The following is a 24299-nucleotide window of genomic DNA, read 5'->3' as shown; positions in this document are numbered from 1 at the left end:
ATCTTTAATATGAACCTTTCAGTTGCCTTTTCAACTGTATTATTTTCATGGCAATTTCAGCTGCCTTGATCGGATCGTTTTGCTGCTCAGCCTGTTTCTGCTGCTCCTCTAATGACTTTATACCCTGCTTATCACTGTGCTCTGTACGGATCAGCCGGATATAATCATTGATTTCGCGATCGGATATTTCATCCTGGACAGGCATCATCGCAAGCTTGATAACCAGGCTTTTCAAACCATTGTCCGGAAGCATTTCAACAAAGTGACTGACATCAGGTTCATTGCCTTCTTCATAATAAGCATACAAGTAAGTGACAATCACCTGGTGGTCGTTGATATTGAAGCCTCCGCCTAGCTCATCCTGGACTTTATCTGCGATATTCGCATCTTTCAACATATATGCAATTAAAGTACGTTCAGCATTGTGGAAAGCAGGCAGCAGTTTCTTTTCTGAGGTGTTATTCCATGTGTTGCCAGAATAGTTTTTCTGGCTTTGGCTATCCTGCTTGTATCCACTTTTCTTCCTGTACTGGAGTGTTTCTGTTTTAAGTGTTTCTAATGAGAGCTCAAAATCATTCGCAAGTTCTCGTAAATAATGCTCTCTTTCAATAGCCTTATCAAGGCCTGCTATCTCCTTGACTACTTTTTCGACATAAGCAATGCGATCCCCTTCTAATTGGAGGTTATAATCTCTCCTCAAGTAACGCATCATAAAAGCCATAAAAGTATCACTGGCTTGGATGACTTCCCTCAAAAATCGCTCTGCTCCAAATTCTTTAATGAAATCATCGGGATCCATGCCATCTGGAAGTCGTGCCACTTTCACGCTGCAGCCAGTGTTTTTTAAAAGACGGGATGCTTTTACAGTTGCCTCGATACCGGCTTTATCGCCATCATAACAGATAATCGCTTGTTCCACATATCTCCGTATCAGCTTCGCCTGTTGCTCCGTTATGGAAGTACCTAATGTTCCTACACCATTCTGTACCCCTGCCTGGTAAGCAGATATTACATCCACATAACCTTCAAAAAGTACAATGGACTCTTCTTTCCTTATTGCACTTCTGGCCAGGTCAAAATTATACAGAAGCTTTCCTTTATGGAACAGAGAAGTTTCAGGACTGTTCAAATATTTAGGCTCCTGATCCCTGATACTTCTCCCGCCAAAAGCCACAGTTTTACCCAAGTGGTTACGGATCGGGAAAATCACACGCCCTCGAAAACGGTCTGTGTATTCTCCGGAATCATTTACACTTAGCAATCCTGCTTTAGCCATCAGTTGACTATGGAAGCCTTTTTTCTCCAGGAACTCTACCACAAATGTTTTTGAATTCGGGGCATAACCAAGTTGGAAGCGATCAATCATATCTTCTGTAAAACCACGGGACATTAAGTAGTCCAAGGCTTCTTTTCCCTCTTTCGTGTGTTTCAACAAATGATGATAGAGCTTTCCAAGCCATTGATGTGCTTCGAGGATGCTTTGGTCTTCTTCATTTTTAGGAGAAGCCTGCTCTCTTGAGGCTATTTGTTCCGATATTTGATGCCCGCTTTTTTCCGCCAGGTGACTCACCGCTTGAAGAAAATCATATCCCTCAAGCTCCATCAGAAAAGTAAAAGCATTTCCACCTTTTCCGCATCCAAAGCAGTGAAAAATCTGCTTGTCCGGAGAAACAGAGAATGAAGGCGTCTTCTCTCCGTGGAATGGGCAAAGACCAAAATAATTTCTGCCCTGCTTTTTCAGTTGGACATATTCACCGACTACATCAACGATGTCGTTGGATTTCCTGATTTCTTCTATGGTTTCCTCCGGGATGTGTCCAGCCATTTTAATCACCATATTTAAAAGTTATTCTAGAAACTCTAGTAAATACCTTCATCCTTCGACAAAAATTCATCCAGCCTCACCTGGAATTTCAACCGATCTTGCTCATGAAACGGTGACGGCCCTTTAATCCTCTTCCCGCTTCTCTGATTCTTCTGACGCAGATGCCTCCGCAGTAAAATTTCATCAGCATCATCCTCACTAATAAGTTTACCTCGCGGTGTCATGGCATAAACTCCACGTGCAGTTAACAGGACAGCGAAGGCTAAATCCTGTGTGATAACCAGGTCACCTTTTTTGACTCTGTTCAAAATATAAAGGTCGACAGCCTGGTCATCATCATCGATTATTTTCCAGTTTTCTTGAGATTGTACCGGACTATAGTGATTAATAGTCGCCACATAGATAGGAGTAATGCAATGAGATGAGCAAACTCGGTCAATTTCCTCTTTCACAGGACAACTATCTGCATCTACAAAAATATTCACTCTATATTCGAGCATTATCATAATTTCTACAAGCTTAAGCAGAATCCTCCTATTTCGTTAATGTTTTATTATTCAGAATAGTTTCATGGTGTTTCTCTATTCATTTATCTTACATTTTTACACAAAAAAACATTATAATACATCTGACAAGCATTTGTCACTACTTTTTTTGTATTTTTTTGCTTTTTTGGCATATTTCCAAAGGAAAATCGCCCCGCAAAGACTGCTGGCGCGATTTTATTTTCTTGTTTTTATTTAGGAATACATAAGTGGATGGAGGTGAACAACCCTTTTCGGGTTTCCCATCCAGCTCCAGCGCCTACCCCCTCGAGGTCTTTTGCCGATCCTCTCTGTGACAAAAATCGTCACCGCGAGGCTTGGCTTAAGCTGGTCGGGGGTGGGCAAGGCGCTTCCGCTTTTGTTCAATTATTTCAATTGGAAGTTCCGAATCCATTTCTCAATTTGTTGATGATCACATTTGCTGTTTCTTCGACAGCTTTATGAGAAACATCAATTACATCACAACCTATTTTCTCAACTATATTATTGAAGTGTTCCAGCTCCTGTTTGATCCTCTCCAAATTTGCGTAGCTTGCCTGATCGCCTAGACCTAATGCCTTAAGCCGCTCTCTCCGGATATCATTTAGCTTTTCTGGACTGATCTTAAGGCCTATACATTTTTTTGGATCGACACGGAACAATTCTTCCGGCGGTTCAACTTCCGGGACAATTGGAACATTTGCTACTTTCAACCGTTTATGCGCCAAGTATTGAGATAAAGGTGTCTTAGAAGTTCTGGATACACCTATAAGAACAATGTCTGCTCTTGATATCCCTCTGGGATCCCTTCCGTCGTCATAACGGACAGCAAATTCAATCGCTTCCACTCGCTTGAAATAGTCTTCATCCAGTTTGTGGACCAAGCCTGGTTCCAGCCGCGGTTCTGTTTGAAAAAAACGATGCATGCCATCCATCATCGGACCCATGATATCAATGCATTCCAGTCCATTCTTATCGGCTTGTTCCAAAAGGTGCTCCCGAAGCTCGGGTATAACTAAAGTAAAACCGATTAATGCATTTTTTTCTTTAGCCTGTTGCACTGCTTCTTCCAGAGTTTCCTTATCTTCTACATAAGGTATTCTCTGCAGCTCATATGGACCATCGTCAAATTGACTCAGTGCAGCTTTTACAACAAGTTCTGCTGTTTCTCCTACTGAATCGGAGATGACGAAAATCATAGGCTTCTCCATTCCGATTCCCCCTCCTTCTCTGCCATACCAATTAAAGATGCTCATCACGTGCAAGTTCCACTAATGCTTTGGTCATATTGGTTTTTGTAATTCTTCCTATTACTTCCATGCCTGCTTCAACATCTTTGACTACAGGAAGACCATCTATCTGTTTATCAATCAATTTCTGGGCAGCATCCAGTAAGAGGTCATCTTTTCTGCATACCGTAATGTTAGGCATTCGCGTCATGATGATGTGTACCGGGATGGATGATAAATCCTGGTTGCCGATACTGGCACGTAATAAATCCTTTCTGGACAATACACCGAGTAAAAGAGACTTGTTATCAACAACGAACAATGTTCCTACATCCTCTAAAAACATTGTACAAATAGCATCATATACAGAAACATCTTCTTCTACAACAATGGGTATGGATTGGTATTCTTGGACTTTAAATTTCTTCAGCTTTTCAGTTAATAATTCCGATCCGGTTTTTCCTGTAAAGAAATATCCGACCCGTGGCCGTGCATCAAGGAAACCTGCCATAGTCAATATTGCCAGGTCCGGTCGAAGCGTCGCTCTGGTTAAATCTAATTTATCAGCAATGTTTTCCCCTGTAATCGGCCCATTCTGTTTGACTATTTCAATTATCTGTTCTTGCCTGTTTGAAAGTTCCACCCTTTCACCACCCTGATCGCTGACTGTGACATACTATTACATCATTATAGCTCATTTTAGTGCAGGGGAAAAGAAGAAGAGTTTAATACTGCTGTTTCCATTGAATAGCATTTAAATCAGCTAAAAGGTGGATGTCATCAGCAATATGCTTCATCAACGCCAGTCTGTTCTTTTTCAATTTCTCATTCTCTGCCATCACCATGGTGTGGTCGAAAAAGGCATGGATCGGTTCAGTCAATTCAGTCAAATGAGCCAAAGCAGCGTCTGGATTACATTTTTTAAGTGAATCCACGTATACCTCTCTGATTTTATTATACTTATCAAACAGTTTTTGCTCTGTATCATTTTCGAACAGAGAAGGTTCTATTGCACCGCCTTCACTCTTCCTGGCGATATTCAGTACCCTTCCTAATGCTTCCTGTGTATTCTTGAAGGCAACCTCATTCCGTTTGTCAGCCAGTAACCGGGCTGTGGCTTTCTTCATTGGTACATTTTGAATACCATTAGAAAGCACTGCCTCCACAACATCGGCTTCAATTCCTTCCCCGCGCAGCAAATAACTTGCACGTAAACGGAAAAATTCGTTCAGATCCTCCGTAATATCTTTCTCTTCCCTCTTATTAGGAAGTTTAACCTTTGCATAAACATCTGTAGCAATGGTCAGGATTTTTTCTAGTTTAACATCCCAATCTTGCTGTTCCAGCATTTGCAATATACCGATGGCCTGGCGTCTCAATCCATAAGGATCCTGGGAGCCTGATGGAATAATGCCGATAGTGAAGCACCCAACAATCGTATCAAGTTTATCTGCTATGCTGACGATGTTTCCCGGTGTTGTTACCGGGAGCTCACCACCTGCCTGACGAGGCATATAATGCTCATTTATCCCTTTGGCAACTGTTTCATCTTCACCAAAAATCCTGGCATATTTCTCACCCATGATCCCTTGTAATTCCGGAAACTCTCCTACCATGTTGGTAACGAGGTCAAACTTGCAAAGTTCTGCAGTACGTTCTGTTTGCTGTTTTGTACCTTTATCCACACGCAGATGATTGCATATACCTGCAGCTATTTCTTTCGTTCGTTTTACTTTATCTGCAAGCGTTCCGAGATCTTCCTGAAACACCATTCGATCAAGTTTCTCCAAACATTTTTCTATGGATAATTTCTGGTCTTCCTGATAGAAAAACTGCGCATCAGCAAGCCGGGCACGAAGCACTTTTTCATTACCTTTAGCGACATTAGCGATATATTCTTCATTCCCATTCCTCACTGCAACGAAATGAGGGAGTAACTCGTCTGATGAGGAACGGACAGGAAAGTAACGTTGATGCTCTTTCATGGAGGTAATCAATGCTTCTTCAGGAACTTCTAAAAAGTCACCATCGAAACTTCCGTGAAAGACTGTAGGATATTCTACCAGGTTGACGACTTCATTCAGTAAATCTTCATCGACAGGAATCTTCCACCCTTGTTTATCTTCCATTTGTTTTATCTGTGTGCTGATCATGTTCTTACGCATTTCTAAGTCCGCAACAACGTATTGTTCAGTCAGGGCAGCTTCATAATTCTCCGCATCGGCAATTTCTGTTTCCTTTCCGAGAAACCGGTGCCCAGATGTCTTCCGATCCGTTTCCACCCCTTCAATCGTGAATGGGACTACTTCTTTACCGTATAAGGCTACCAGCCAACGAATCGGGCGAATATACCTAAGCTTACTGTTACCCCACCGCATATTTTTCGGAAAGTTTAGAGAAAGTATAATTTCTTTGAACTCACTTAACAGTTCTATCGTAGCGAGCCCTTCAATGAATTTGTTCACATGCACATATTCTGTTCCATTAATTTCTTTAAAATAAATATCCTCAGGTATTTTTCCTTGCCCTTTTGTAAAACCTATAGCTGCCTTTGTCCACTTTCCGTCACTATCCAGTGCTATCTTTTTAGCAGGACCTTTTGCTTCCTCTTCTTGATCTGGCTGTTTTTCGGCCAGTCCATTTATTTTGACGGTCAAGCGGCGAGGAGTGGCAGTCGCGTAAATAGAATCATAAGGGATCCGGAGTTCATCCAGCCATGCGCTCGTTTTTTCTTTTAATTGTACTAGTGCATCGTCAATGAACCTTGCCGGCAGCTCCTCAAGACCGATTTCAAATAAAGCTGTCTTACTCATTTGCAGGGACCTCCTTGTTCTTCAACATCGGAAAACCGAGTCGATCTCTTTCTTCTACATAGGTTTTAGCAATCTTCCTTGCAAGTGTACGTACGCGGCCAATGTATCCAGTCCGTTCTGTGACGGAAATGACTCCTTTGGCATCTAATAGGTTAAATGTGTGTGAGCATTTCAATACATAATCGTAAGCAGGGAACACAAGTCCTTTTTCCATTGAACGTGCCGCTTCTTTTTCATAAATACTGAACAGGTTGAAAAGCATATCTGTATCAGATTCCTCAAAAGTATAGGTAGAATGCTCGACTTCAGGCTGTAGAAAAATATCCCCGACGGTCACCCCTTTTGTCCACTCCAGCTCAAACACATTCTCTTTATCCTGAATGTATGAAGCCAGACGTTCCAGTCCATAAGTTATTTCTGCCGAAACTGGTTTGGCTTCCAGTCCACCTATTTGCTGAAAATAGGTGAATTGGGTTATTTCCATACCATCAAGCCATACTTCCCAGCCAAGGCCTGCGGCACCTAGTGTAGGATTTTCCCAGTTATCTTCAACGAAACGGATATCATGTTTCAACGGGTCGATACCAAGTGCTTTTAATGAATCTAAGTATAGTTCCTGAATATTATCCGGAGAGGGCTTCATGATAACCTGAAACTGATGGTGCTGATACAGCCGGTTTGGGTTTTCTCCATAACGACCGTCTGCCGGACGTCTGGATGGCTCCACATAAGCGACATTCCATGGCTCCGGTCCAAGACTTCTAAGCAGTGTCATAGGAGACATCGTACCAGCCCCCTTTTCAACATCATAGGCTTGCATAAGTAAGCACCCTTGTTCTGACCAATGCTTTTGTAAGGTTAAAATCATATCCTGTATATTCACTTTAGCTACCTCCATTCAGTTTTACGTGCAAGAACAAAAGCGGAAGCGCCTGGTTTACCCCCGATCAGCTTAAGTCAAGCCTCGCCGTGACGTGTTTTGTCACAGAGAGGATCGGCTTAAGACCTCGAGGGGGCAGGCGCTGCAGCTGGCAGAAAACCCTCAATAAGAATCTCCACAACCATCCATTTTTATAATTTCCTGGACAATTGAAAATACCCCGTCCCTATGCCACATTTCCTGGCATAGGGACGGGGTATACCCGCGGTTCCACCCTATTTGCTCCACAAAAGAGAGCCTCTTTAATCGAATTGCTCAGGAACGCCTTCACTGCAGCCTCAGCGTCTGTCTTCCACCGTCACAGACTCGCTAGTGCCTGGTTTTGCAGCTACTACTTCCCCTCTTCGCACATGTATTATTGGTAATAGCATCATACTTAATAGTAATTGATTTGTCAAACGTCACCTTTGAACATATCGAGTTGTTTCAAAAACTTTTTTGATTTAATAAAAGCACCGCCATAATAATCATAATAGGCGTCTATCAACATGCGGAGCTTTTTCTTATTTTCCTCTTTCACAGAAATGTTTCCTAGACGGGAGACATCAACAAATAAAAACAGCTTCAGAAGTCTGGCAATATTATCTGTCAGCCCGTAAGCTTCGGGATCCAGATGTTTGCAGCGCGGACACAAAAAACCCCCTTCTTGAATGGAAAAAGAGAAGGGGCCCTCACCCGTACCGCAATTCACACATCCATTGAAATGCGGGGAATATCCTGCTTTTTTGTACAATTTCAATTCATACATCATTGTCAGAACCTCGGCGTCCTCTCCATCTGCGATTAAATTCAAAGATTGAAGGAACTGCTCGTATAGAAAAATATCCGTGATTTTTTCATCGAGAAGTTTATCAGTTAATTCTGCCAGATAGGAAGCATAGGCAGTCTTGATGATATCTTCCCTGACGCCCCTCAGCGAGGTCAGCATTTCACCTTGACTAAGTGTTCCAAGATTTTTGCCTGACTGAATTAGAAATTGACCATGTATGAAAGGTTGTGTAATAGAAGCCATTCGGCTTTTGGGCTTTTTAGCCCCTCTGGCAATTACCCCGATTTTGCCTTTTTCACGAGTGAACAATGAAATAATTTTATGTGTCTCTCCGTAATCCCTCGTGCGCAGGACTATTCCTTCGATTTTTTCAAACAAAGTCGTCACCTTTTCTATAATCTAGAAGTTAGATTCTGAGCCGGGAACTGTTTCCTCTGACTCACTTTCTTCCTCTTCCACCAGCGTTTGTTTCTCCATCTCTTTAATGAGCAGATACGTCTCTATGTTCCCGGTTTGGCTGAACACTTTCCAAGACAGGTCGATCATAAGAAACACCGCCTTTCACGTTTTTAAATGACGCTTCAGTATTTAGGATGTTCTCGAGAAAGGAAAGCATGAATATAAATAATTACCATGTATTAATATTCGTCTTCCCGGTAACCAAATTCACTTAATTGCAGCTGTTTATTCCGCCAGTCCTTTTGTACCTTCACCCATAAATCCAAAAATACTTTCGTCCCAAGTAATGTCTCAATGTCTTCCCGGGCACGCTGACCAATTTCCTTCAGCATTTTTCCTTGTTTTCCGATGATAATTCCTTTTTGGGATGAGCGTTCAACGACAATGGTAGCCTGAATATAGACTGTTTCCTTTTTCTCACGATGCTCAATCCCATCAATGACAACAGCGATTGAATGCGGGACTTCTTCTCGTGTAAGATGGAGGGCTTTTTCACGGATCATTTCGCTGATTATGAACCTTTCTGGATGGTCTGTCACCTGATCTTCCGGATAATACTGTGGACCTTCCGGCAGTTGAGCCTTTAAGACATCCATCAAATGAGAAACATTATTTCCTTCCAGTGCTGAGATTGGTATGATTTCTGCGAAGTCATATTTCTCACGATACTGGTCAATCAGAGGCAGTAAATCATCGGGATGGACACGATCCAATTTATTGATGATCAGAAAAACCGGTTTATTTACATTCTCTAAGCGATCGAGAATAAATTGGTCTCCTCTTCCATAACCTTCTTCGGCATTGATCATGAACATAATTGCATCCACCTCATTCAACGAATGTTCAGCCACCTTAACCATAAAATCCCCAAGTTTATGCTTCGGTTTATGAATGCCTGGGGTATCGATGAATACTATTTGGGCGTCATCTGTGGTCCAAACTCCCTGAATCTTGTTTCTCGTTGTCTGAGGCTTATCGCTCATGATTGCGATTTTCTGCCCGATAACACGGTTCATGAATGTTGATTTTCCTACGTTAGGCCTTCCTATAATTGCTATGAAGCCTGATTTGAATGTCTGTTCCATTATATTTCCTCCATCTGGTATTTCTCATTTTACTATATTTTTAAAGCGATTTCACATAGTCGACAAAAGCTTTCATTATTTTTTATCCAAAAATCTCCAACAGCTTAGGAAGGAAAATAATTATCCCGATAATCAGGGAAAAGAAAGCAGCTACAAGGACAGCGCCTGCTGCTATATCTTTCACTATTCCAACAAGTGGATGTACTTCCGGTGCCAGATAATCCATTGCTCTCTCCAGACTTGTATTAATCATTTCAAGTGAAAGGACAAGCGCTATGATCGTCAAGATGCATACCCACTCTATTGCGGCAAGACCCAGCCAAAAAGACATGAAAACCACCAGTACTGCAGCGCAAAGATGGATTTTGATATTACGTTCGACAGTAGCTTCCCTTATCCCGTTCCAAGCATAACGAAAACCGATCCAACGCTTTCTTTTAATTTCTTTTGAGGCCGAATTCATGCAGGATTTCCTCTTGTCTGTGAAACATCTTTTTTTCATCCGCCTTTTCAATATGATCATAGCCAAGCAGATGGAGAAAGCCATGGAGTGCCAAAAAGCTTAATTCCCTTTCTAGGGAATGATTATATTCCTTCGCCTGCTCTATTGCCTTGTCAACAGAAATAACGATGTCTCCGAGAATCAAGGGAACCTCTTCCCCGACAATTTCCATTTCTCCTTCTCCTCGTTCCTGCATTGCAAAGGAAATGACGTCCGTAGGTGTATCCTTCTGGCGGTAGTTTCTATTTAATTCCTGTATCTCTGAGTTATTGACAAAATTCAAGGAAATTTCAGCTTCAGCTGTCAACTCTTCTTTATCTGCAGCGAACGTTAAAATCCTTTGGATAAGGTCGATTTGATCTTCCCCGACCGAATTGGTTTCATCATGAAAATCTATTTGCAACATTATTTAGCCTCCTTGACCAACTTTTTTGTCTTTGTGGGATATTGTATCCGAGAATGGAATATACCTTGCAGTGTTTCGTAAATAGCCTGCTGTATTTTGTTCAGTTCGAGCAATGTCAGGGGGCATTCGTCCAACTGACCATCCGATAAACGATCCTCTGTTATTTTGGTGATGATATCTTTTATTTTAGCATTTGTGGGTTCGTTCAACGATCGGACAGCAGCCTCGACAGAATCACAAATACACAGGATTGCCGCTTCTTTTGTTTGAGGTTTTGGTCCAGGATACCTGTATAACTCTTCTAATACTTCTCCTTCTTCATCTCTTGCTTTGTAATAAAAATATTTAAGTAATGTTGTACCGTGATGCTGTTCAGCGATATCTATTATTTCTTGTGGCATTTTCTTTTTCTTTAAAAGATCAGCACCATCATAAGGGTGATTAATGATTATTTCTGCACTATCTTCCGGAGACAAAAAATCATGTGGGTTTTTCATCCCCATTTGGTTTTCTATAAAAAAATGAGGCCTGACTGTTTTACCCAAATCGTGATAATATGCAGCTACTCGCGCTAATAGTCCATTAGCACCGATTGCTTCACAGGCAGATTCGCTTAAGTTGGCTACCATTACACTATGATGATAAGTTCCTGGTGCTTCGGTTAAAATTTTACGAAGAAGCGGATGGTTAGGGTTTGAAAGTGTCAGAAGCTTAGTATCCGTCAATACACCGAATCCCGTTTCAAAGAATGGAAGCAGCCCTAGTGTAAGAACAGAAGCCAGAAAAGCAGAGATTGCAGCAAATCCACTCTGTAAAAGTATACCTGTCCAAGAATATTTTTCAAAAGATAAAAACAAAAATAGCAGGACAACCAAAATATTAACCACTGCCAGCCCTGCCCCTGCTTTCAGTATCGCCAGCCTGTCTTTCAGATTGTGAAGAAGTATTATTGCTGCCAGCTGTGACATCCCATAATATATTCCAGCTTCAGCGTGAAGAGTGCCAGGGATTTCACCATTAAAAATAAAACAGGCCAGCAACGAAAAGATGCATGCCATCATGATTGCAATACGCTCAGCAACCAACATTTTCAAAAGCATGACACCGCAAGCTAATGGAACAAGGTAAAAGTAGTTGTTTACATCATTAGAAAAGATGCTAACCAGCTTCATTAAGGCTGTCATCGATATTGAAACAGTCACGACTATAACAACATGCTGAACCTTCAGAACCTTTAAGCGTGCTAATCGTAACAGCTCGTACAAAATCAGGAAAGACAACAGTAAAGTAAGTATCCCTAAGCCAAAAAGCGGATATAAATTCCTTTCCTTATCCAATAAACCAACTAGTTTAAGTTTTTCATAAACATCCGAAGTAATCATGCCACCTTCAGAAACAATTATTTCTCCTGCCCGTATCGTTACAGGTTCGACATTCAATGCTGCTTGCTCCTGAGCTCTGGCAGTCTTTACATTATCGAAAAAAGAATTTGTCACTATAGCAGCCTGGCCAAGGTCAATCACAGCCTTCTTCAGATTCCCATCAAGGCTTGCATAACGAAGGCTCGACTTGAGCTGCTGTTCTGCTTCTTTTACTTCTTCCGCTTTGATTCCTTGGTTAAACCTATCATACAGGGATGTTTTCAATAGCTGATGAGCAAGCCTCTGTTCCCAATGCTCAGCCTCTACAATTGCTTTTAAAGACTTCTCCTGCATTTCCATGATGATTTCCTGTGAAAGTAACTGATGGAGTTTATGTACTTTTTCTTCCGCCGTCATGACTGTAGCGTGATCATCCGTTTTTTTCTGCTCAAACGTATCAATAGCTTCAAATACTTCATCTACATAACCAACCCGTTCCTCAGTGATTTTCACTGAATTTGAGTAATAGTCCTGAACGGCCTGGGATGCTTCTCTTTTCAAGCGCTCTGTTTCCTTGACATTCTCAATTGTAATTGGAGAACGAATTGTAGCCTCGGAAATAGAAAACTTCTTTATATCGTACGTTTCCGTATAAACATTCGAGAGCATGAAAATAAAAAAGAAGGAACCAATCAATAAAGCAGGGAATAACAACCTTCCTCTGCCTTGCTGGCGATTAAGGCTCTGCATCCATTTCTTCCATAAGGCTTTATTCATCAGTTCACCTCTTTAATTTTTCATGATATACAGAAATAAGACCCCGGTAGGCATTTGGGCCTTATTCTGTCTGTTTTTCCCCTTCATTCACTTCATAAGCATCAATGATTCTTTGGACAAGTGGATGACGGATGACATCCGTTTGGTCCAGTCTTATAAAAGAAGAGCCTTTGACACCCTTCAATCTGAATTCGGCTTCGCGAAGACCAGAATTCACTCCTCGAGGCAGGTCGATTTGGGTGATATCCCCGGTAATCACCATTTTTGAACCAAAACCAAGCCGTGTTAAAAACATTTTCATCTGTGCTGGTGTAGTATTCTGCGCTTCATCAAGAATTGCAAAAGCATCATCGAGAGTCCGGCCTCTCATATAAGCAAGTGGAGCAATTTCGATTGTGCCACGTTCAATCAGCCGTGCCGTATGCTCTGCTCCCAGGACATCATGTAAAGAGTCATACAACGGGCGCAGATACGGGTCGACTTTTTCTTTTAAATCACCTGGTAAAAAGCCGAGACTCTCGCCTGCTTCTACAGCTGGGCGAGTGAGTATGATCTTCTTGACCTGTCCATTTTTCAGCGCATTGACCGCCATGACCACTGCCAGGTAGGTTTTCCCAGTACCTGCCGGACCAATACCGAAAACGAGGTCATTGTTTCTGATAGCAGCTACGTAGCCCCTCTGCCCTAATGTTTTCACCCTGATGGATTTCCCTTTGGCATTACGAGTAATTTCATCTTCAAATAATGCTTCAAACTGGTTTATTTTGCCTTTTTTGGCAAGCTCTACAGCATATACCACATCGCGGACAGTTACACTTAGACCTTTTCGGATGATAGCCAGCAGTGCATGGAGGATTTCTTCCACTAGCCTGACGCGCTCTTCTCTTCCGGAAACGCTGACATGTTCGCCGCGTGTAATGATATTCACCTGTAATAATTCTTCGATTTGTTTTAAATTTCTATCTTCCGTCCCAAACAATGATAGTGCTTCTGTAGCATTATCCAGCTGGATATCAATGGTTTTCAAATCTTCCTGCATACTCAAACTCCTTGATTGACATTCTTAGTAACCGCAATATTTTCGTGGACTTTAACGAATAGGATTAATTTTACTTTACCACTGTCCACTTCTTCGTGCAAAATATTTTCTTGGACGATTTTTGAATCTTCTGGAAGGCGTTTTAACAGATCCATTTTGGCCTGGTGCCTGGCTATTCTGATAGAATCTTTTTTTGTCCTATTCTTTTCCAGCCGATTCATTTCATAATAGGTGGACTTCTTCCAGTAAAAAGGTAGTTCTTTCGAAAAAATACTTAATTGGCTGGAATCTTCTTCTTTTTTAACAAGCGAATACTCTATTTTTCCCCAACCCCATACAGGAAATTCAAAACTGCCGATTCTTAAATGATAACGTTGTTCATTATTGCCGGTAGTGGTGTGCAGCGTTTCCTTCATAGGTACGGACACTTCCAAGCGGTACCATGTTTCAGCGAAGACATTTCCCTGCGCTCGGACAAGCTTTGTATCACGTTCGTCCAACTGACCTGAGGCAAGAATTTCCCCTTTCTTAACGAAATCGTGAATATCTACCATCGGCTTGCCCTTTTCAATATACATGGAAATAATCATACCTTTTTTGGCGGCAACAAGATGAGCAGGGCTTTTTTCTTCTTCTTTATCAACTAATGTCTTCTCCACCCCTTCGAACAGATAGGCTGTCCCTTTCTTTTGCACACCGATCCAGAGTAATTCCGGTATATCGTCTAACAGTTTCTGTTGGATGGCTGCTGTGTCATCCAGCCGGAAAGTAATGGCTCCGGGCTCTACACCATATTGTTTCAGTTGTTTTTCTACTTTCGTTTCTAATTCCTGTGGAAGCCCTTCTATATGAATGGACCATACAATATTTGATATCATAAAAAGAAGGAATGCAGTAAGTAAAAATGCCAGCCATAAAGGCTTTTGATTAGAAATGGCCTGTAAGACGTAAGGAAGTCCTTGTCCACGTTTCAAGCCTACCTTATATTGAGATCCTTTTCTTATCCGCTTTACCTTATGCAGATCGGACAAGTATATACATGCAGACAGTTTATCATCTTTCAGCTTCCTAACATCCCATATGATCACCCCTTGTCTGGCACAGTTATTGATAAATAATTCAGGGTTTGGGCCTAGGATGACCAGTTTAATCGTCCCTTTCAAAAATCTTGCTTGCAATGGCTTCATAATAACCTCCTTGAATTAGTTCTAGTCAATCGGTTATGAATTGGACTGCTTGCACATTTCCTTCTACCAATATTTCCTCAGAAAGCATTAATTTCAAGACAAATCCTTCACCAGTAAGCTTAATAATCCCTTTACGGGACTTCAGGCGTATTTCCTGTTCAGAGAAATGCATCAACCCATTATGGTTCTCAATATAAACATGAAAATCGCCAATCGTCGTTACCCTGGGCAAATCCAACATGACATCAGAAGGAAGCTCCAAGTAGTTGGCCATCCAGCCTCGTATCTGTTGTTGCCATTTTTTCATGTTACGCCCTCCCTCTTCCCTTATATATACGAAAAACGCACGGATTGTATCACTACAATCCGTGCGTCAGCTTCATTAATTATTCCGGCTTGAGAAGGAACGATGAGGTTTTTTTGATCTTGGCGGTCCAAGAATCTCAGCCATCACCATACTCTCAGCCACTTTCTTCCTGGTCAGGTTCTTGCCTATGGAAAGAGAAGGGGGAGCTGAATTTAAAGATTTCCCAGGAATGAATCTTTTCATTTCCTCAGTGTTAGAATATTGCGGGTCCATTTCTTTTGTTTGTTTCTGCGCATATCCGTCAGTTGGATCCCCGATACTTCGTTCCGCTATATCTCTGATATGGCGCTCTTTCTGATCATAATACCTCTTCGCCTGTTCTTCTGCTTTTTCTTCCATCATTTCGTTATTCTGTTGTCCCTCTGCTTGCCGAGGGGCATTATTGGAAGGAGGATAGGGTTTACTCTGTTCTTTTTTTTCCCCCATTGATCTACTCACCCAGCTGATGATACCTCCAATGATAGCTGCAATGATAACGATGTTACCGAAAATTAATTCAAGGATTTCACCCATGGCTCATCCTCCTTTACACGTGGTCCGCTTATTTGTCCTCGTCTTCCCCATTATCCTCTTTAGACAACTTCCCTAATGTACCACGCATCTCTGTGTCAGCATTGATATTCTGGTAATTCATGTAATCCATTACACCCATTTTGCCTGAACGCAGGGCATCAGCGAGAGCTTGAGGAACGTCCGCTTCTGCTTCAACGACCTTGGCCTGCATTTCCTGGACTCTGGCACGCATTTCCTGTTCTTGGGCAATTGCCATCGCACGACGTTCTTCTGCTTTTGCCTGGGCAATGTTCTTATCAGCTTCCGCCTGATCAGTCTGGAGGATTGCACCAATATTTTTGCCGATATCAATATCAGCAATATCGATCGACAGGATTTCAAAAGCTGTCCCCGCATCAAGACCTTTGGAGAGTACATTCTGTGATATACGATCAGGATTTTCCAATACCTGACCGTGACTGGAGGAACTACCGATTGTAGAAACTATCCCCTCACCAACACGGGCAATAACCGTATCTTCACCAGCGCCACCGACTAAACGGTCTATATTAGCCCGGACGGTTATACGCGCTTTTGCTTTTACTTCGATTCCATCCATGGCCACACCAGCAATAAAAGGTGTTTCAATAACTTTGGGATTGACGCTCATTTGAACAGCTTCCAATACATCACGGCCTGCCAGGTCAATGGCAGCACAGCGTTCGAAGCTCAGCTCAATATTGGCCCGTTGTGCTGCAATAAGAGCATTAACGACCCTGTCTACGTTACCACCGGCCAGGTAATGACTTTCCAGCTGATTGGTATCGACATTCACACCTGCTTTATGGGCTTTGATTAACGGATTAATAACCCTGGAAGGTATGACTCTTCTGAGCCTCATTCCTACAAGAGTGAAAATGCTTATCTTTACCCCTGCCGCCAGTGCACTGATCCAGAGCATAACAGGTATAAACGTAAATAAGACTGCTAATACGATGATGATGATACCGATAATGATAATTGGCATTAATTGTTCTAAACCCATCTTTATTCCTCCTCATTATTTTCTTTATGGATTTCACGCACAACTATGCGTGATCCTTCAATCTTGATAACCTTCACAGGGGTTTTTGCAGCGGTGTAAACGCCCTCAGTAACAACATCAAGGCGCTCATTGTCAAACACTGCAGTACCAGATGGCCGGAGAGGTGTTAATGTCTCTCCTTCAAGACCAATAAGTTCCAGACGATTTACAGTAGATACGTAACCTTTATCAGTCGAGGTGGCGTCCTGCAAAATGATGTGCCGGAAGAACCCCTTTTCCAACCCGATTGTTTTGAAAAGTATTACGGATGCAACAATGGAAACAATCATGGCTATACCAATACTCATAGCCATATGCCCCGTATCGGCACCTGATAACATCAAGGACGCAACAATTGCCGCTATTCCTGCAATTCCTGCAATACCCCCAGGGAGGAAAAATTCCGCCACAACGAGTATGATGCCTAAGACAAGTAAAATGATCGCTTCATAACCTGCAAGACCTGCAATTATATGACCATAGAAGAACAATATAAGTGATAACAGCCCCATTATTCCAGGTATGCCAAAACCGGGAGAATACAATTCCACAATCAAACCCAGACTGGCAACTGACAAAAGAATAGGAACTACTACAGGATCTGTCAGGAACCTAGCAACATTCTCAGCTAAGGTAGGTTTTGTTTCCACTATTTCAGCATCAGACAGAGAAAGTTCGTGCAGCAATTCTGTACGATGGGAGACGACACCTTCAGCATAGCCGACTTCAACAGCGGAACTGGGATCCAGTGTCAGAAACTTCCCTTTCGGAGCGTTCAGTTCCGGCAAATCGACAGAAGGATCTGCCATGGCTTCTGCATATAGGGGATTGCGTCCATTGGATTCTGCTGCTGCCGTCATGGCTGCTATCCATGCAGATTGAGCTTTTTTATCAGCAGCCGTACCATCTGAATTAATTACACCTGAAGCACCCATTGTCGAACTGGGCTTCATGTAAATCTGGTCAGCATTAAGTGCTATGTATGAACCTGCTGACAAAGCCCTTGACGTAATGAATGCCGTATTCGGTATATCTAAATCCTGAAACATCTCACCTATTGCCCCTGCAGCATCCACCCTGCCTCCTGGTGTGGCAATTTCAAAGATGATATGATCTGCATCTGCTTCGTTGGCCTTTGTTGTCGCTCTCTCTAAAAATGCCTCAAGCCCCCGTTCCACATTATCTTTCACAGGTATGATATAAACGAGCTTCCCTTCCCCAGCTGCATAGGTCTGCCCGCTATGATTCCAAACAGGCACTAAGGAAGCCAGCAGCAGCAAGATCAGAAAAACACTGCGGAGCAATCGTCCCATGAGGTTACTCCTTTCTTTTTTACCGTCTTGTTATATGTACGTTTTGTTAATGTAATAAGTTTCATACACCATCAAAATAATTTAGAAAAACTTGGCTTGTCGCCAGCCCTTATGACGACAAGCCTTAATTTTACTTATACTTTAAAACTTTAACAAAGTTAAACTTTCTTAAAGTGTTAAAAAAAATCCCCCCAGAACCCAGGGAGATTTTTTAACTTCAGGATAAATGTTTCATAACTAACTTATTTACTTGAGATCCGTCGGCTTTACCTTTCACTTTAGGCATGATGGCATTCATCACTTTCCCCATGTCTTTCTTTGAGGAAGCACCTACTTCCGTGATGGTTTCTTGCACGACTTGCTCAAGTTCCTCTTCTGAAAGCTGTTTCGGCATATATGCTTGTAAAATCTCAATTTCAAAGTTAAGTTTTTCTACAAGATCTTCGCGTCCAGCTTCTTTAAATTCCTGGAGGGAATCTTTCCGCTGTTTCAGCTCTCTTGCTAAAACAGTAAGTTCTTCTTCTTCAGATAATTCGCCTCTGCCATGCTTAATGGCTTCATTCTGTAAAGCAGCCTTTACCATGCGAATGACTGTCAATTTATCTTTTTCTTTATTTCGCATTGCCTGCTTCATATCCTGGTTGAGGCGCTCTTGTAATGACATATCTCTTTGCACCCTCTTCTTCTACCATTTACGTTTTCTAGCGGCCTCAGATTTTTTCTTACGGCGTACGCTAGGCTTTTCGTAATGTTCACGTTTACGGTATTCAGATAGCGTCCCAGATTTGGATACGCTCTTTTTGAAGCGACGAAGAGCATCTTCAAGAGACTCGTTTTTACGAACGCGAGTTGTTTTTGACATGCTATTTCCCTCCCTCCGAAGCATAAAGCAAGTATCTTCTACAGGCATGTACTTTTTCACTATCACGCCTTTGATAATTATATTATAACGGTTAATCAGGGTCAACTTTTTTGTGGAATTAACTGGCTGTAAAGATGAATTAATTTGAACAGATAGCATGTTACAGATATATTCTGTACTCCTGACATGTTTGTCCGGACATGCCCATATAGTATTATGAGGTGTTGCTGCCATGGCCATTCAATTGATATCAAAAGTAACTGTATTGCTCTTAATGTTCTTATTCGGGTTGCAATGCATGAAAATAGGATTGTTCCAGCTATCCTACCACCGGACGAAAAAGTGGGTATACCATTTTTCCAAAAACCCGCTTATCAGTATTGGTACAGGCTTTATGACAACCTGTCTCCTGCAAAGCAGTTCTGTCGTTATCGTGCTGGCAATGGGCCTGGTGACGACCAAGCATATGAAAGTGTCGCAGGCGATCGGAATTATGCTTGGTGCCAATTTAGGTACGACATTAACTGGAGAAATACTCAGTCTATCCCTGGATATCCCATACCTTTTCTTCCTTGTAATCGGTGTCTTATTGATACTGATCAAAAATCAGAAATCCTTTGCATGGGGAACCATCATTTTTGGAATTGCAGTAATTTTTCTCGCCCTGGAAAACTTTGGGGGAATGGTTAATGAATTGACAAATTGGAAAGGTGCAGCAGTGTGGCTTGCCTATATGGATGGATCGGCTATTGCAGCATTCGGTTTTGGCGTGTTAGGGACAGGTTTTATCCATTCTTCCTCAGCGATGTTCGGTATCACAATCACTCTGCTGCAACAAGAGCTGATATCGATGTCTTCTGCCATCGCAATAATATTAGGGGCCAATATCGGAACTTGTATCACGGCAACCATTGCAGGAGCTGCCTTGGACAAAGAAGCGCGTATCGTGGCCTCCAGTCATTTTTGGTATAACGTTATCGGAGTAGCAATCGTGCTTCCTTTCATTGATTTCATGGCTGATATAAGCACTCTGCTGGCAAATGAGCCTGCGCAGCAATTAGCTCATTTTGCGGTTCTATTTAATACGTTTACTTTAGCGCTTTTCTATCCCTTCATTCATCAATTTGAAACATTCCTCAAGAAAATGTTTGACCGGAAGCCATAAAAAACTTGGCTTGTCGCCTGAAAGTATCCGTTTTACTTATATTTTAATCTTTTAGCAAAGTTAAACTTTCATAAAGTGAAAAAAAGGCCTGTTTCTAATAAATTAGAACAGGCCCGCTGGGCATTAATAATCAGATGTACCTTTCTCGCCTTTGATGATTTCGATGCCTGAACTTGCTCCGATACGTGTGGCGCCTGCATCAATCATCGCTTTTGTCGACTCATAATCTCTGACGCCACCGGAGGCCTTGACACCTAACTCCGGACCGACCGTTTTACGCATCAGACGGATATCTTCTACTGTTGCCCCTCCACCGGAGAAACCTGTAGATGTTTTTACATAATCTGCTCCGGCATCGACGGACAGCTTACAAGCTGTGACTTTCTCATCATCGCTCAACAGAGAAGTTTCGATAATTACTTTCACCAATGCTTTTCCTTCCGCTTCCCTGACTACTGCTTCGATATCTTTTTGTACTGAATCATGATCACCGGATTTTAGAGCACCTACGTTAATGACCATATCAATTTCTGTAGCGCCATTTTCAATAGCCTGCTTTGTTTCGAACGCTTTCACTTCCGTGGTAGTAGCTCCAAGCGGAAACCCTACTACGGTGCAAACTTTAACATCTGTGTCTTTTAACTGTTTATAACAATGCTCTACCCAGTATGGATTTACGCAGACAGAAGCAAACTTGTATTCTCGTGCTTCACTGCAAACCTCATCGATTTTTTTCTGTTTTGTATCAGGTTTTAACTGGGTATGATCTATCCATTCAGCAAGATTTTTTTCCATAGTGCTCTTCCTTTCTGATAACATTACGTTGTCCGTACATCTCCTTCATCATAGCATGAAGGCGCTTCTATTTCCAGCTTGCAAACAATACATCATCCATAAATAAAGGATCTGACCCTGCAAAACTTGCATAAATGTCAGATCCTATTCCATGAACTTATATTGCTGTCGCTCCATTTAAATCAGGATTGTCCATAATCCGGACAAATTGGCCTTCATTATATGGATAACCTGCTTTTGTAATTTTCACTTTGACGATTTGTCCAATCATATCCTCACTGCCACGGAATTTAACCTTCAAATAATTATCTGTATAACCGACGAAAACACCTTCTTGGCCATCCTTATCTTCTTCTTCCGGAATAACCTCAAGTACTTCGTTCTCAAAGCGAGAAGCATATGTCTTTGCCTGCTGGTCAGATAACTCGATCAGCCGATGGACACGTTCATGCTTGACTTCATCATCGACTTGTTCTTTCATACGGGCGGCAGGTGTTCCCGTTCGTTTTGAAAACGGGAACACGTGAAGCTCTGAATAGCCGATTTCTTTTACAGCTTCATAAGTTTCCATAAATTCTTCTTCCGTTTCCCCTGGGAATCCCACGATGATATCAGAGGTGATAGCCAGATCAGGAAGTGCTTCCTTGATCCGTTCCACTCTTTCTTTATAAAATTCCATCGTATATTTCCGTCTCATCCGTTTCAATACAGTATCAGAACCGGACTGCAGTGGAATATGAAGGTGACGGACAATTTTATCTGAATCGTTCAGAACCTGGATGACCTCATCTGTAATCTGACTTGCTTCAATGGACGAAATTCGAATCCTTTTCAAGCCTACAACTTTTTCATCCAATTCCCGCAGTAGCATGGCGAGGTTATAATCTTTCATATCCTCTCCATATCCACCGGTATGGATTCCGGTTAAAACAATTTCTTTATACCCTGCATCGACGAGCTGCTGCGCCTGGCTGATGACATCCTCCGGCTTACGAGAACGCATCAGGCCGCGGGCCCAAGGTATAATGCAGAAAGTGCAGAAATTATTGCAGCCCTCCTGTATTTTAAGTGATGCGCGTGTCCGATCAGTGAAGTACGGAACATCCAGTTCCTCATACACCCTGTTTTTCATGATATTTGTAACACCATTGATCGGCTGACGTTCTTTTTTATATTGTTCAATATAATCAAGCATTTTCACTCGGTTCTGAGTTCCGACTACGATATCTACGCCTGGTATATCCATGATCTCCCCAGGGGAGGTCTGGGCATAGCAGCCAGTGACGCATATGACGCCGTCAGGGTTCTTCCTGATGGCACGACGGATGACCTGTCGGCTTTTCTTATCTCCTGTGTTGGTTACCGTACATGTATTGATGACGTAAACATCTGATTCACGATTGAAATCCACCCGTTCATATCCTTGGTCCTTGAAAAGCTGCCAAACAGCTTCTGTTTCATAATGATTAACTTTACAACCTAATGTGTGAAATGCCACGGTAGGCATTTACCTCACCTCAATTCTTCAAAATGGTACGAAATACTTGCCAATAAATAAAGAGGCGCTGTTTCCATCCTTAAAATTCTCGGTCCCAGCCGAACTGACTGGAAACCGGCTTCATAGAACTTGCGAACTTCTTTTTCTGAAAATCCACCTTCTGGACCAATCACTGCTATCATTCTCATACCGGGAGACATACTTGCCATTACACTCGATAAAGAGTGATAATCCTCCTGTTTTGCTTCATCCTCGTAAGCAAAAATTTTCACATCATAGTTGTCGCTCAGTGCTAAAATCTCATTGATGGAGTGAAGTCCTGATACGGATGGTACTTTCAAGCGATGAGACTGCTCACTCGCTTCCTTGGCAATTTTTTGCATGCGCGGAGCTTTCTTTTCTGCTTTTTTCCTGTCCCATTTTACAACGGACCTGTCCGCCTGGTAGGGAATGAATTGATCTGCTCCAAGCTCAGTACCTTTTTGTATAACAGTCTCAAGCTTATCTCCCTTGCCAAGAGCCTGGACAATCGTTACCGTTACAGGGAGCTCAGTACTTTCTTCCATCAAGGAATCAACCTTACATATCACAGCATCAGCAGTCAATTCAGCTATTTTGCAGACAGCTGCCTTCCCGCCTGATTGCGTACAGATTATTTCATCTCCTGCATCCATACGCATTACCCGTGAAATATGATGGACATCATCCCCTCGGATGGTAACCTTATCTCCCTGCCAATCAGCTTTGTCTACAAAATAACGTTGCATCACATGCACCTGCTTTAGTTACGATTTCTCAGCGATAATCGACACCCAGTCTTCCATTTGGTTCACTTCTACGATAGTAAAACCCGATTCTTCCAGTCGTTGTTTTACTTCGTTCTTCTTACCCTGGATAATTCCAGAGGTAATGAACAGCCCGCCTTTTTTCAATAAACGATACGCGTCATCCGTAAAACGGACAATGATTTCTGCAAGTATGTTTGAAACGATCATATCCGCTTCTAGATCTGCAACACCGTCAAGCAAATCATTCTGTCTGGAGATTACTTTATTCTCTACCCGGTTAAGCCCTGCATTTATTTCTGTGCTCTTAACCGCAATATCATCTAAATCATAAGCGTATACTTTCTTTGCCCCTAGAAGTATTGAAGCTACACTCAGCACACCAGAACCTGAACCGACATCAATGACAAAATCGTCTTTGTGAATGTGACGTTCAATTGCCTGAATGCTTAGTATAGTAGTCGGATGCGTTCCCGTTCCAAATGCCATTCCAGGATCCAATTCAATGATGACTTCATCAGATTTTACTGGCTCATACTCTTCCCATGTCGGTATAATCGTAACTTTTTCAGAAATCTTCACCGGCTTGTAATATTTTTTCCATGCAGTCGACCAGTCTTCTTCATTTACTTCACTAATGGTCACCTTGTTTGTACCAATATTAATATCATACGTCACAAGGTTAGTAATCGATTGCTTGATCCCTTCGATCGTTTCGGATAAAAAACTGTTAACAGGAAGGTACGCCTTAACATAAACACCTTCTTTTGGATAATCGTCTGGATTAAGTTCATAAACCTCGCCAAAAAAAGAATCTCTTTCCTTCAGCATATCCTGTGGATCTTCAATGACGACTCCACTGGCTCCAGATTCATGCAGAATATTTGAAATAGGTTCCACCGCTTCATTCGTAGTATGGATACAAATTTCTGACCACTTCACACCGATCAACTCCATTTATTTTTAACAGACTCCGTGTACGCCAATACTATGTACCACTGGACATGGTCCAGTGGTCACGA

The 24299-nt window shown here is 42.0% G+C and carries 25 protein-coding genes; 1 reads left to right on the top strand and 24 read right to left on the bottom strand.

Annotated elements, in window-relative coordinates:
- Nucleotides 1-4: 4 nt before the first annotated feature.
- The 20 genes from dnaG to rpsU all read right to left on the bottom strand — a co-directional run bounded on the left by dnaG (nucleotide 5) and on the right by rpsU (nucleotide 19034).
- Nucleotides 5-1825, bottom strand: coding sequence for a DNA primase (gene dnaG / locus JOC33_RS17950; protein WP_205093923.1), 1821 nt, complete (start codon nucleotides 1823-1825; stop codon nucleotides 5-7).
- 35 nt (nucleotides 1826-1860) lie between these two features.
- Nucleotides 1861-2325 (bottom strand): YaiI/YqxD family protein, encoded by a 465-nt coding sequence (locus tag JOC33_RS17945; protein ID WP_205093922.1) that lies wholly within the window; start codon nucleotides 2323-2325, stop codon nucleotides 1861-1863.
- Between the two features lie 416 nt (nucleotides 2326-2741).
- Entirely contained in the window at nucleotides 2742-3560 is an 819-nt protein-coding gene (locus JOC33_RS17940) for a pyruvate, water dikinase regulatory protein (RefSeq protein ID WP_205093921.1), read from the bottom strand.
- A gap of 31 nt (nucleotides 3561-3591) precedes the next feature.
- Complete coding sequence (gene ccpN, locus JOC33_RS17935) at nucleotides 3592-4221, bottom strand: transcriptional regulator CcpN (protein ID WP_205093920.1); 630 nt, start codon at nucleotides 4219-4221, stop codon at nucleotides 3592-3594.
- Between the two features lie 82 nt (nucleotides 4222-4303).
- A complete protein-coding gene (gene glyS, locus JOC33_RS17930; protein ID WP_205093919.1) occupies nucleotides 4304-6391 on the bottom strand; it encodes a glycine--tRNA ligase subunit beta in 2088 nt (695 codons plus the stop codon).
- On the bottom strand, nucleotides 6384-7274 hold the full coding sequence (glyQ, locus tag JOC33_RS17925) for a glycine--tRNA ligase subunit alpha (RefSeq protein WP_205093918.1): 891 nt from the start codon (nucleotides 7272-7274) through the stop codon (nucleotides 6384-6386). Before glyQ ends, glyS begins: the two co-directional genes overlap by 8 nt.
- A gap of 451 nt (nucleotides 7275-7725) precedes the next feature.
- Nucleotides 7726-8478, bottom strand: coding sequence for a DNA repair protein RecO (gene recO / locus JOC33_RS17920; RefSeq protein ID WP_205093917.1), 753 nt, complete (start codon nucleotides 8476-8478; stop codon nucleotides 7726-7728).
- 21 nt (nucleotides 8479-8499) lie between these two features.
- On the bottom strand, nucleotides 8500-8646 hold the full coding sequence (locus JOC33_RS17915; protein ID WP_205093916.1) for a YqzL family protein: 147 nt from the start codon (nucleotides 8644-8646) through the stop codon (nucleotides 8500-8502).
- A 92-nt stretch (nucleotides 8647-8738) separates the two neighbouring features.
- Nucleotides 8739-9644 carry a GTPase Era gene (gene era, locus JOC33_RS17910; protein WP_239534288.1) on the bottom strand — a complete coding sequence of 302 codons (906 nt, stop codon included), beginning with the start codon at nucleotides 9642-9644 and terminating at the stop codon, nucleotides 8739-8741.
- Nucleotides 9645-9726: 82 nt separating this feature from the next.
- Nucleotides 9727-10107, bottom strand: coding sequence for a diacylglycerol kinase family protein (locus JOC33_RS17905; RefSeq protein ID WP_205093915.1), 381 nt, complete (start codon nucleotides 10105-10107; stop codon nucleotides 9727-9729).
- On the bottom strand, nucleotides 10082-10549 hold the full coding sequence (gene ybeY / locus JOC33_RS17900; protein WP_205093947.1) for an rRNA maturation RNase YbeY: 468 nt from the start codon (nucleotides 10547-10549) through the stop codon (nucleotides 10082-10084). Before ybeY ends, JOC33_RS17905 begins: the two co-directional genes overlap by 26 nt.
- A gap of 2 nt (nucleotides 10550-10551) precedes the next feature.
- Nucleotides 10552-12690 carry an HD family phosphohydrolase gene (locus tag JOC33_RS17895; protein WP_239534287.1) on the bottom strand — a complete coding sequence of 713 codons (2139 nt, stop codon included), beginning with the start codon at nucleotides 12688-12690 and terminating at the stop codon, nucleotides 10552-10554.
- A 61-nt stretch (nucleotides 12691-12751) separates the two neighbouring features.
- Nucleotides 12752-13729: a PhoH family protein gene (locus JOC33_RS17890; RefSeq protein WP_205093914.1), complete on the bottom strand. Its 978-nt coding sequence runs from the start codon at nucleotides 13727-13729 to the stop codon at nucleotides 12752-12754.
- 2 nt (nucleotides 13730-13731) lie between these two features.
- Nucleotides 13732-14916 carry a sporulation protein YqfD gene (gene yqfD / locus JOC33_RS17885; protein WP_205093913.1) on the bottom strand — a complete coding sequence of 395 codons (1185 nt, stop codon included), beginning with the start codon at nucleotides 14914-14916 and terminating at the stop codon, nucleotides 13732-13734.
- Nucleotides 14917-14941: 25 nt separating this feature from the next.
- Nucleotides 14942-15223 carry a sporulation protein YqfC gene (yqfC, locus tag JOC33_RS17880; RefSeq protein WP_205093912.1) on the bottom strand — a complete coding sequence of 94 codons (282 nt, stop codon included), beginning with the start codon at nucleotides 15221-15223 and terminating at the stop codon, nucleotides 14942-14944.
- 75 nt (nucleotides 15224-15298) lie between these two features.
- Nucleotides 15299-15796, bottom strand: a complete 498-nt coding sequence (locus JOC33_RS17875) for a hypothetical protein (protein WP_205093911.1) — start codon at nucleotides 15794-15796, stop codon at nucleotides 15299-15301.
- 28 nt (nucleotides 15797-15824) lie between these two features.
- On the bottom strand, nucleotides 15825-16820 hold the full coding sequence (gene floA, locus JOC33_RS17870; protein ID WP_205093910.1) for a flotillin-like protein FloA: 996 nt from the start codon (nucleotides 16818-16820) through the stop codon (nucleotides 15825-15827).
- A gap of 2 nt (nucleotides 16821-16822) precedes the next feature.
- Nucleotides 16823-18172 (bottom strand): NfeD family protein, encoded by a 1350-nt coding sequence (locus tag JOC33_RS17865; protein WP_205093909.1) that lies wholly within the window; start codon nucleotides 18170-18172, stop codon nucleotides 16823-16825.
- Nucleotides 18173-18389: 217 nt separating this feature from the next.
- Nucleotides 18390-18836, bottom strand: a complete 447-nt coding sequence (locus JOC33_RS17860) for a GatB/YqeY domain-containing protein (protein WP_205093908.1) — start codon at nucleotides 18834-18836, stop codon at nucleotides 18390-18392.
- Nucleotides 18837-18857: 21 nt separating this feature from the next.
- Nucleotides 18858-19034, bottom strand: a complete 177-nt coding sequence (rpsU, locus tag JOC33_RS17855; RefSeq protein WP_028783259.1) for a 30S ribosomal protein S21 — start codon at nucleotides 19032-19034, stop codon at nucleotides 18858-18860.
- 232 nt (nucleotides 19035-19266) lie between these two features.
- Between rpsU and JOC33_RS17850 the strand changes: the two genes are divergently transcribed.
- Complete coding sequence (locus tag JOC33_RS17850; protein WP_205093907.1) at nucleotides 19267-20199, top strand: Na/Pi symporter; 933 nt, start codon at nucleotides 19267-19269, stop codon at nucleotides 20197-20199.
- A gap of 123 nt (nucleotides 20200-20322) precedes the next feature.
- Here JOC33_RS17850 and deoC read toward each other — a convergent pair whose 3' ends face one another.
- From deoC to prmA, 4 genes are all read right to left on the bottom strand, one after another.
- Nucleotides 20323-20994 (bottom strand): deoxyribose-phosphate aldolase, encoded by a 672-nt coding sequence (gene deoC, locus JOC33_RS17845; protein WP_205093906.1) that lies wholly within the window; start codon nucleotides 20992-20994, stop codon nucleotides 20323-20325.
- Between the two features lie 157 nt (nucleotides 20995-21151).
- The gene (gene mtaB / locus JOC33_RS17840; protein WP_205093905.1) at nucleotides 21152-22501 is read right to left on the bottom strand and encodes a tRNA (N(6)-L-threonylcarbamoyladenosine(37)-C(2))-methylthiotransferase MtaB; all 1350 of its coding nucleotides are present in this window, start codon (nucleotides 22499-22501) and stop codon (nucleotides 21152-21154) included.
- 5 nt (nucleotides 22502-22506) lie between these two features.
- Nucleotides 22507-23259 (bottom strand): 16S rRNA (uracil(1498)-N(3))-methyltransferase, encoded by a 753-nt coding sequence (locus JOC33_RS17835; protein ID WP_205093904.1) that lies wholly within the window; start codon nucleotides 23257-23259, stop codon nucleotides 22507-22509.
- A gap of 18 nt (nucleotides 23260-23277) precedes the next feature.
- Nucleotides 23278-24219: a 50S ribosomal protein L11 methyltransferase gene (gene prmA / locus JOC33_RS17830; protein WP_205093903.1), complete on the bottom strand. Its 942-nt coding sequence runs from the start codon at nucleotides 24217-24219 to the stop codon at nucleotides 23278-23280.
- Nucleotides 24220-24299: the final 80 nt, after the last annotated feature.

This window comes from Thalassobacillus pellis, from assembly GCF_016908295.1.
GTDB lineage: Bacteria > Bacillota > Bacilli > Bacillales > Halobacillaceae > Thalassobacillus > Thalassobacillus pellis.
Note: the sequence above shows the minus strand (reverse complement) of the source record. Positions and strands in the feature narration are given on the sequence as shown.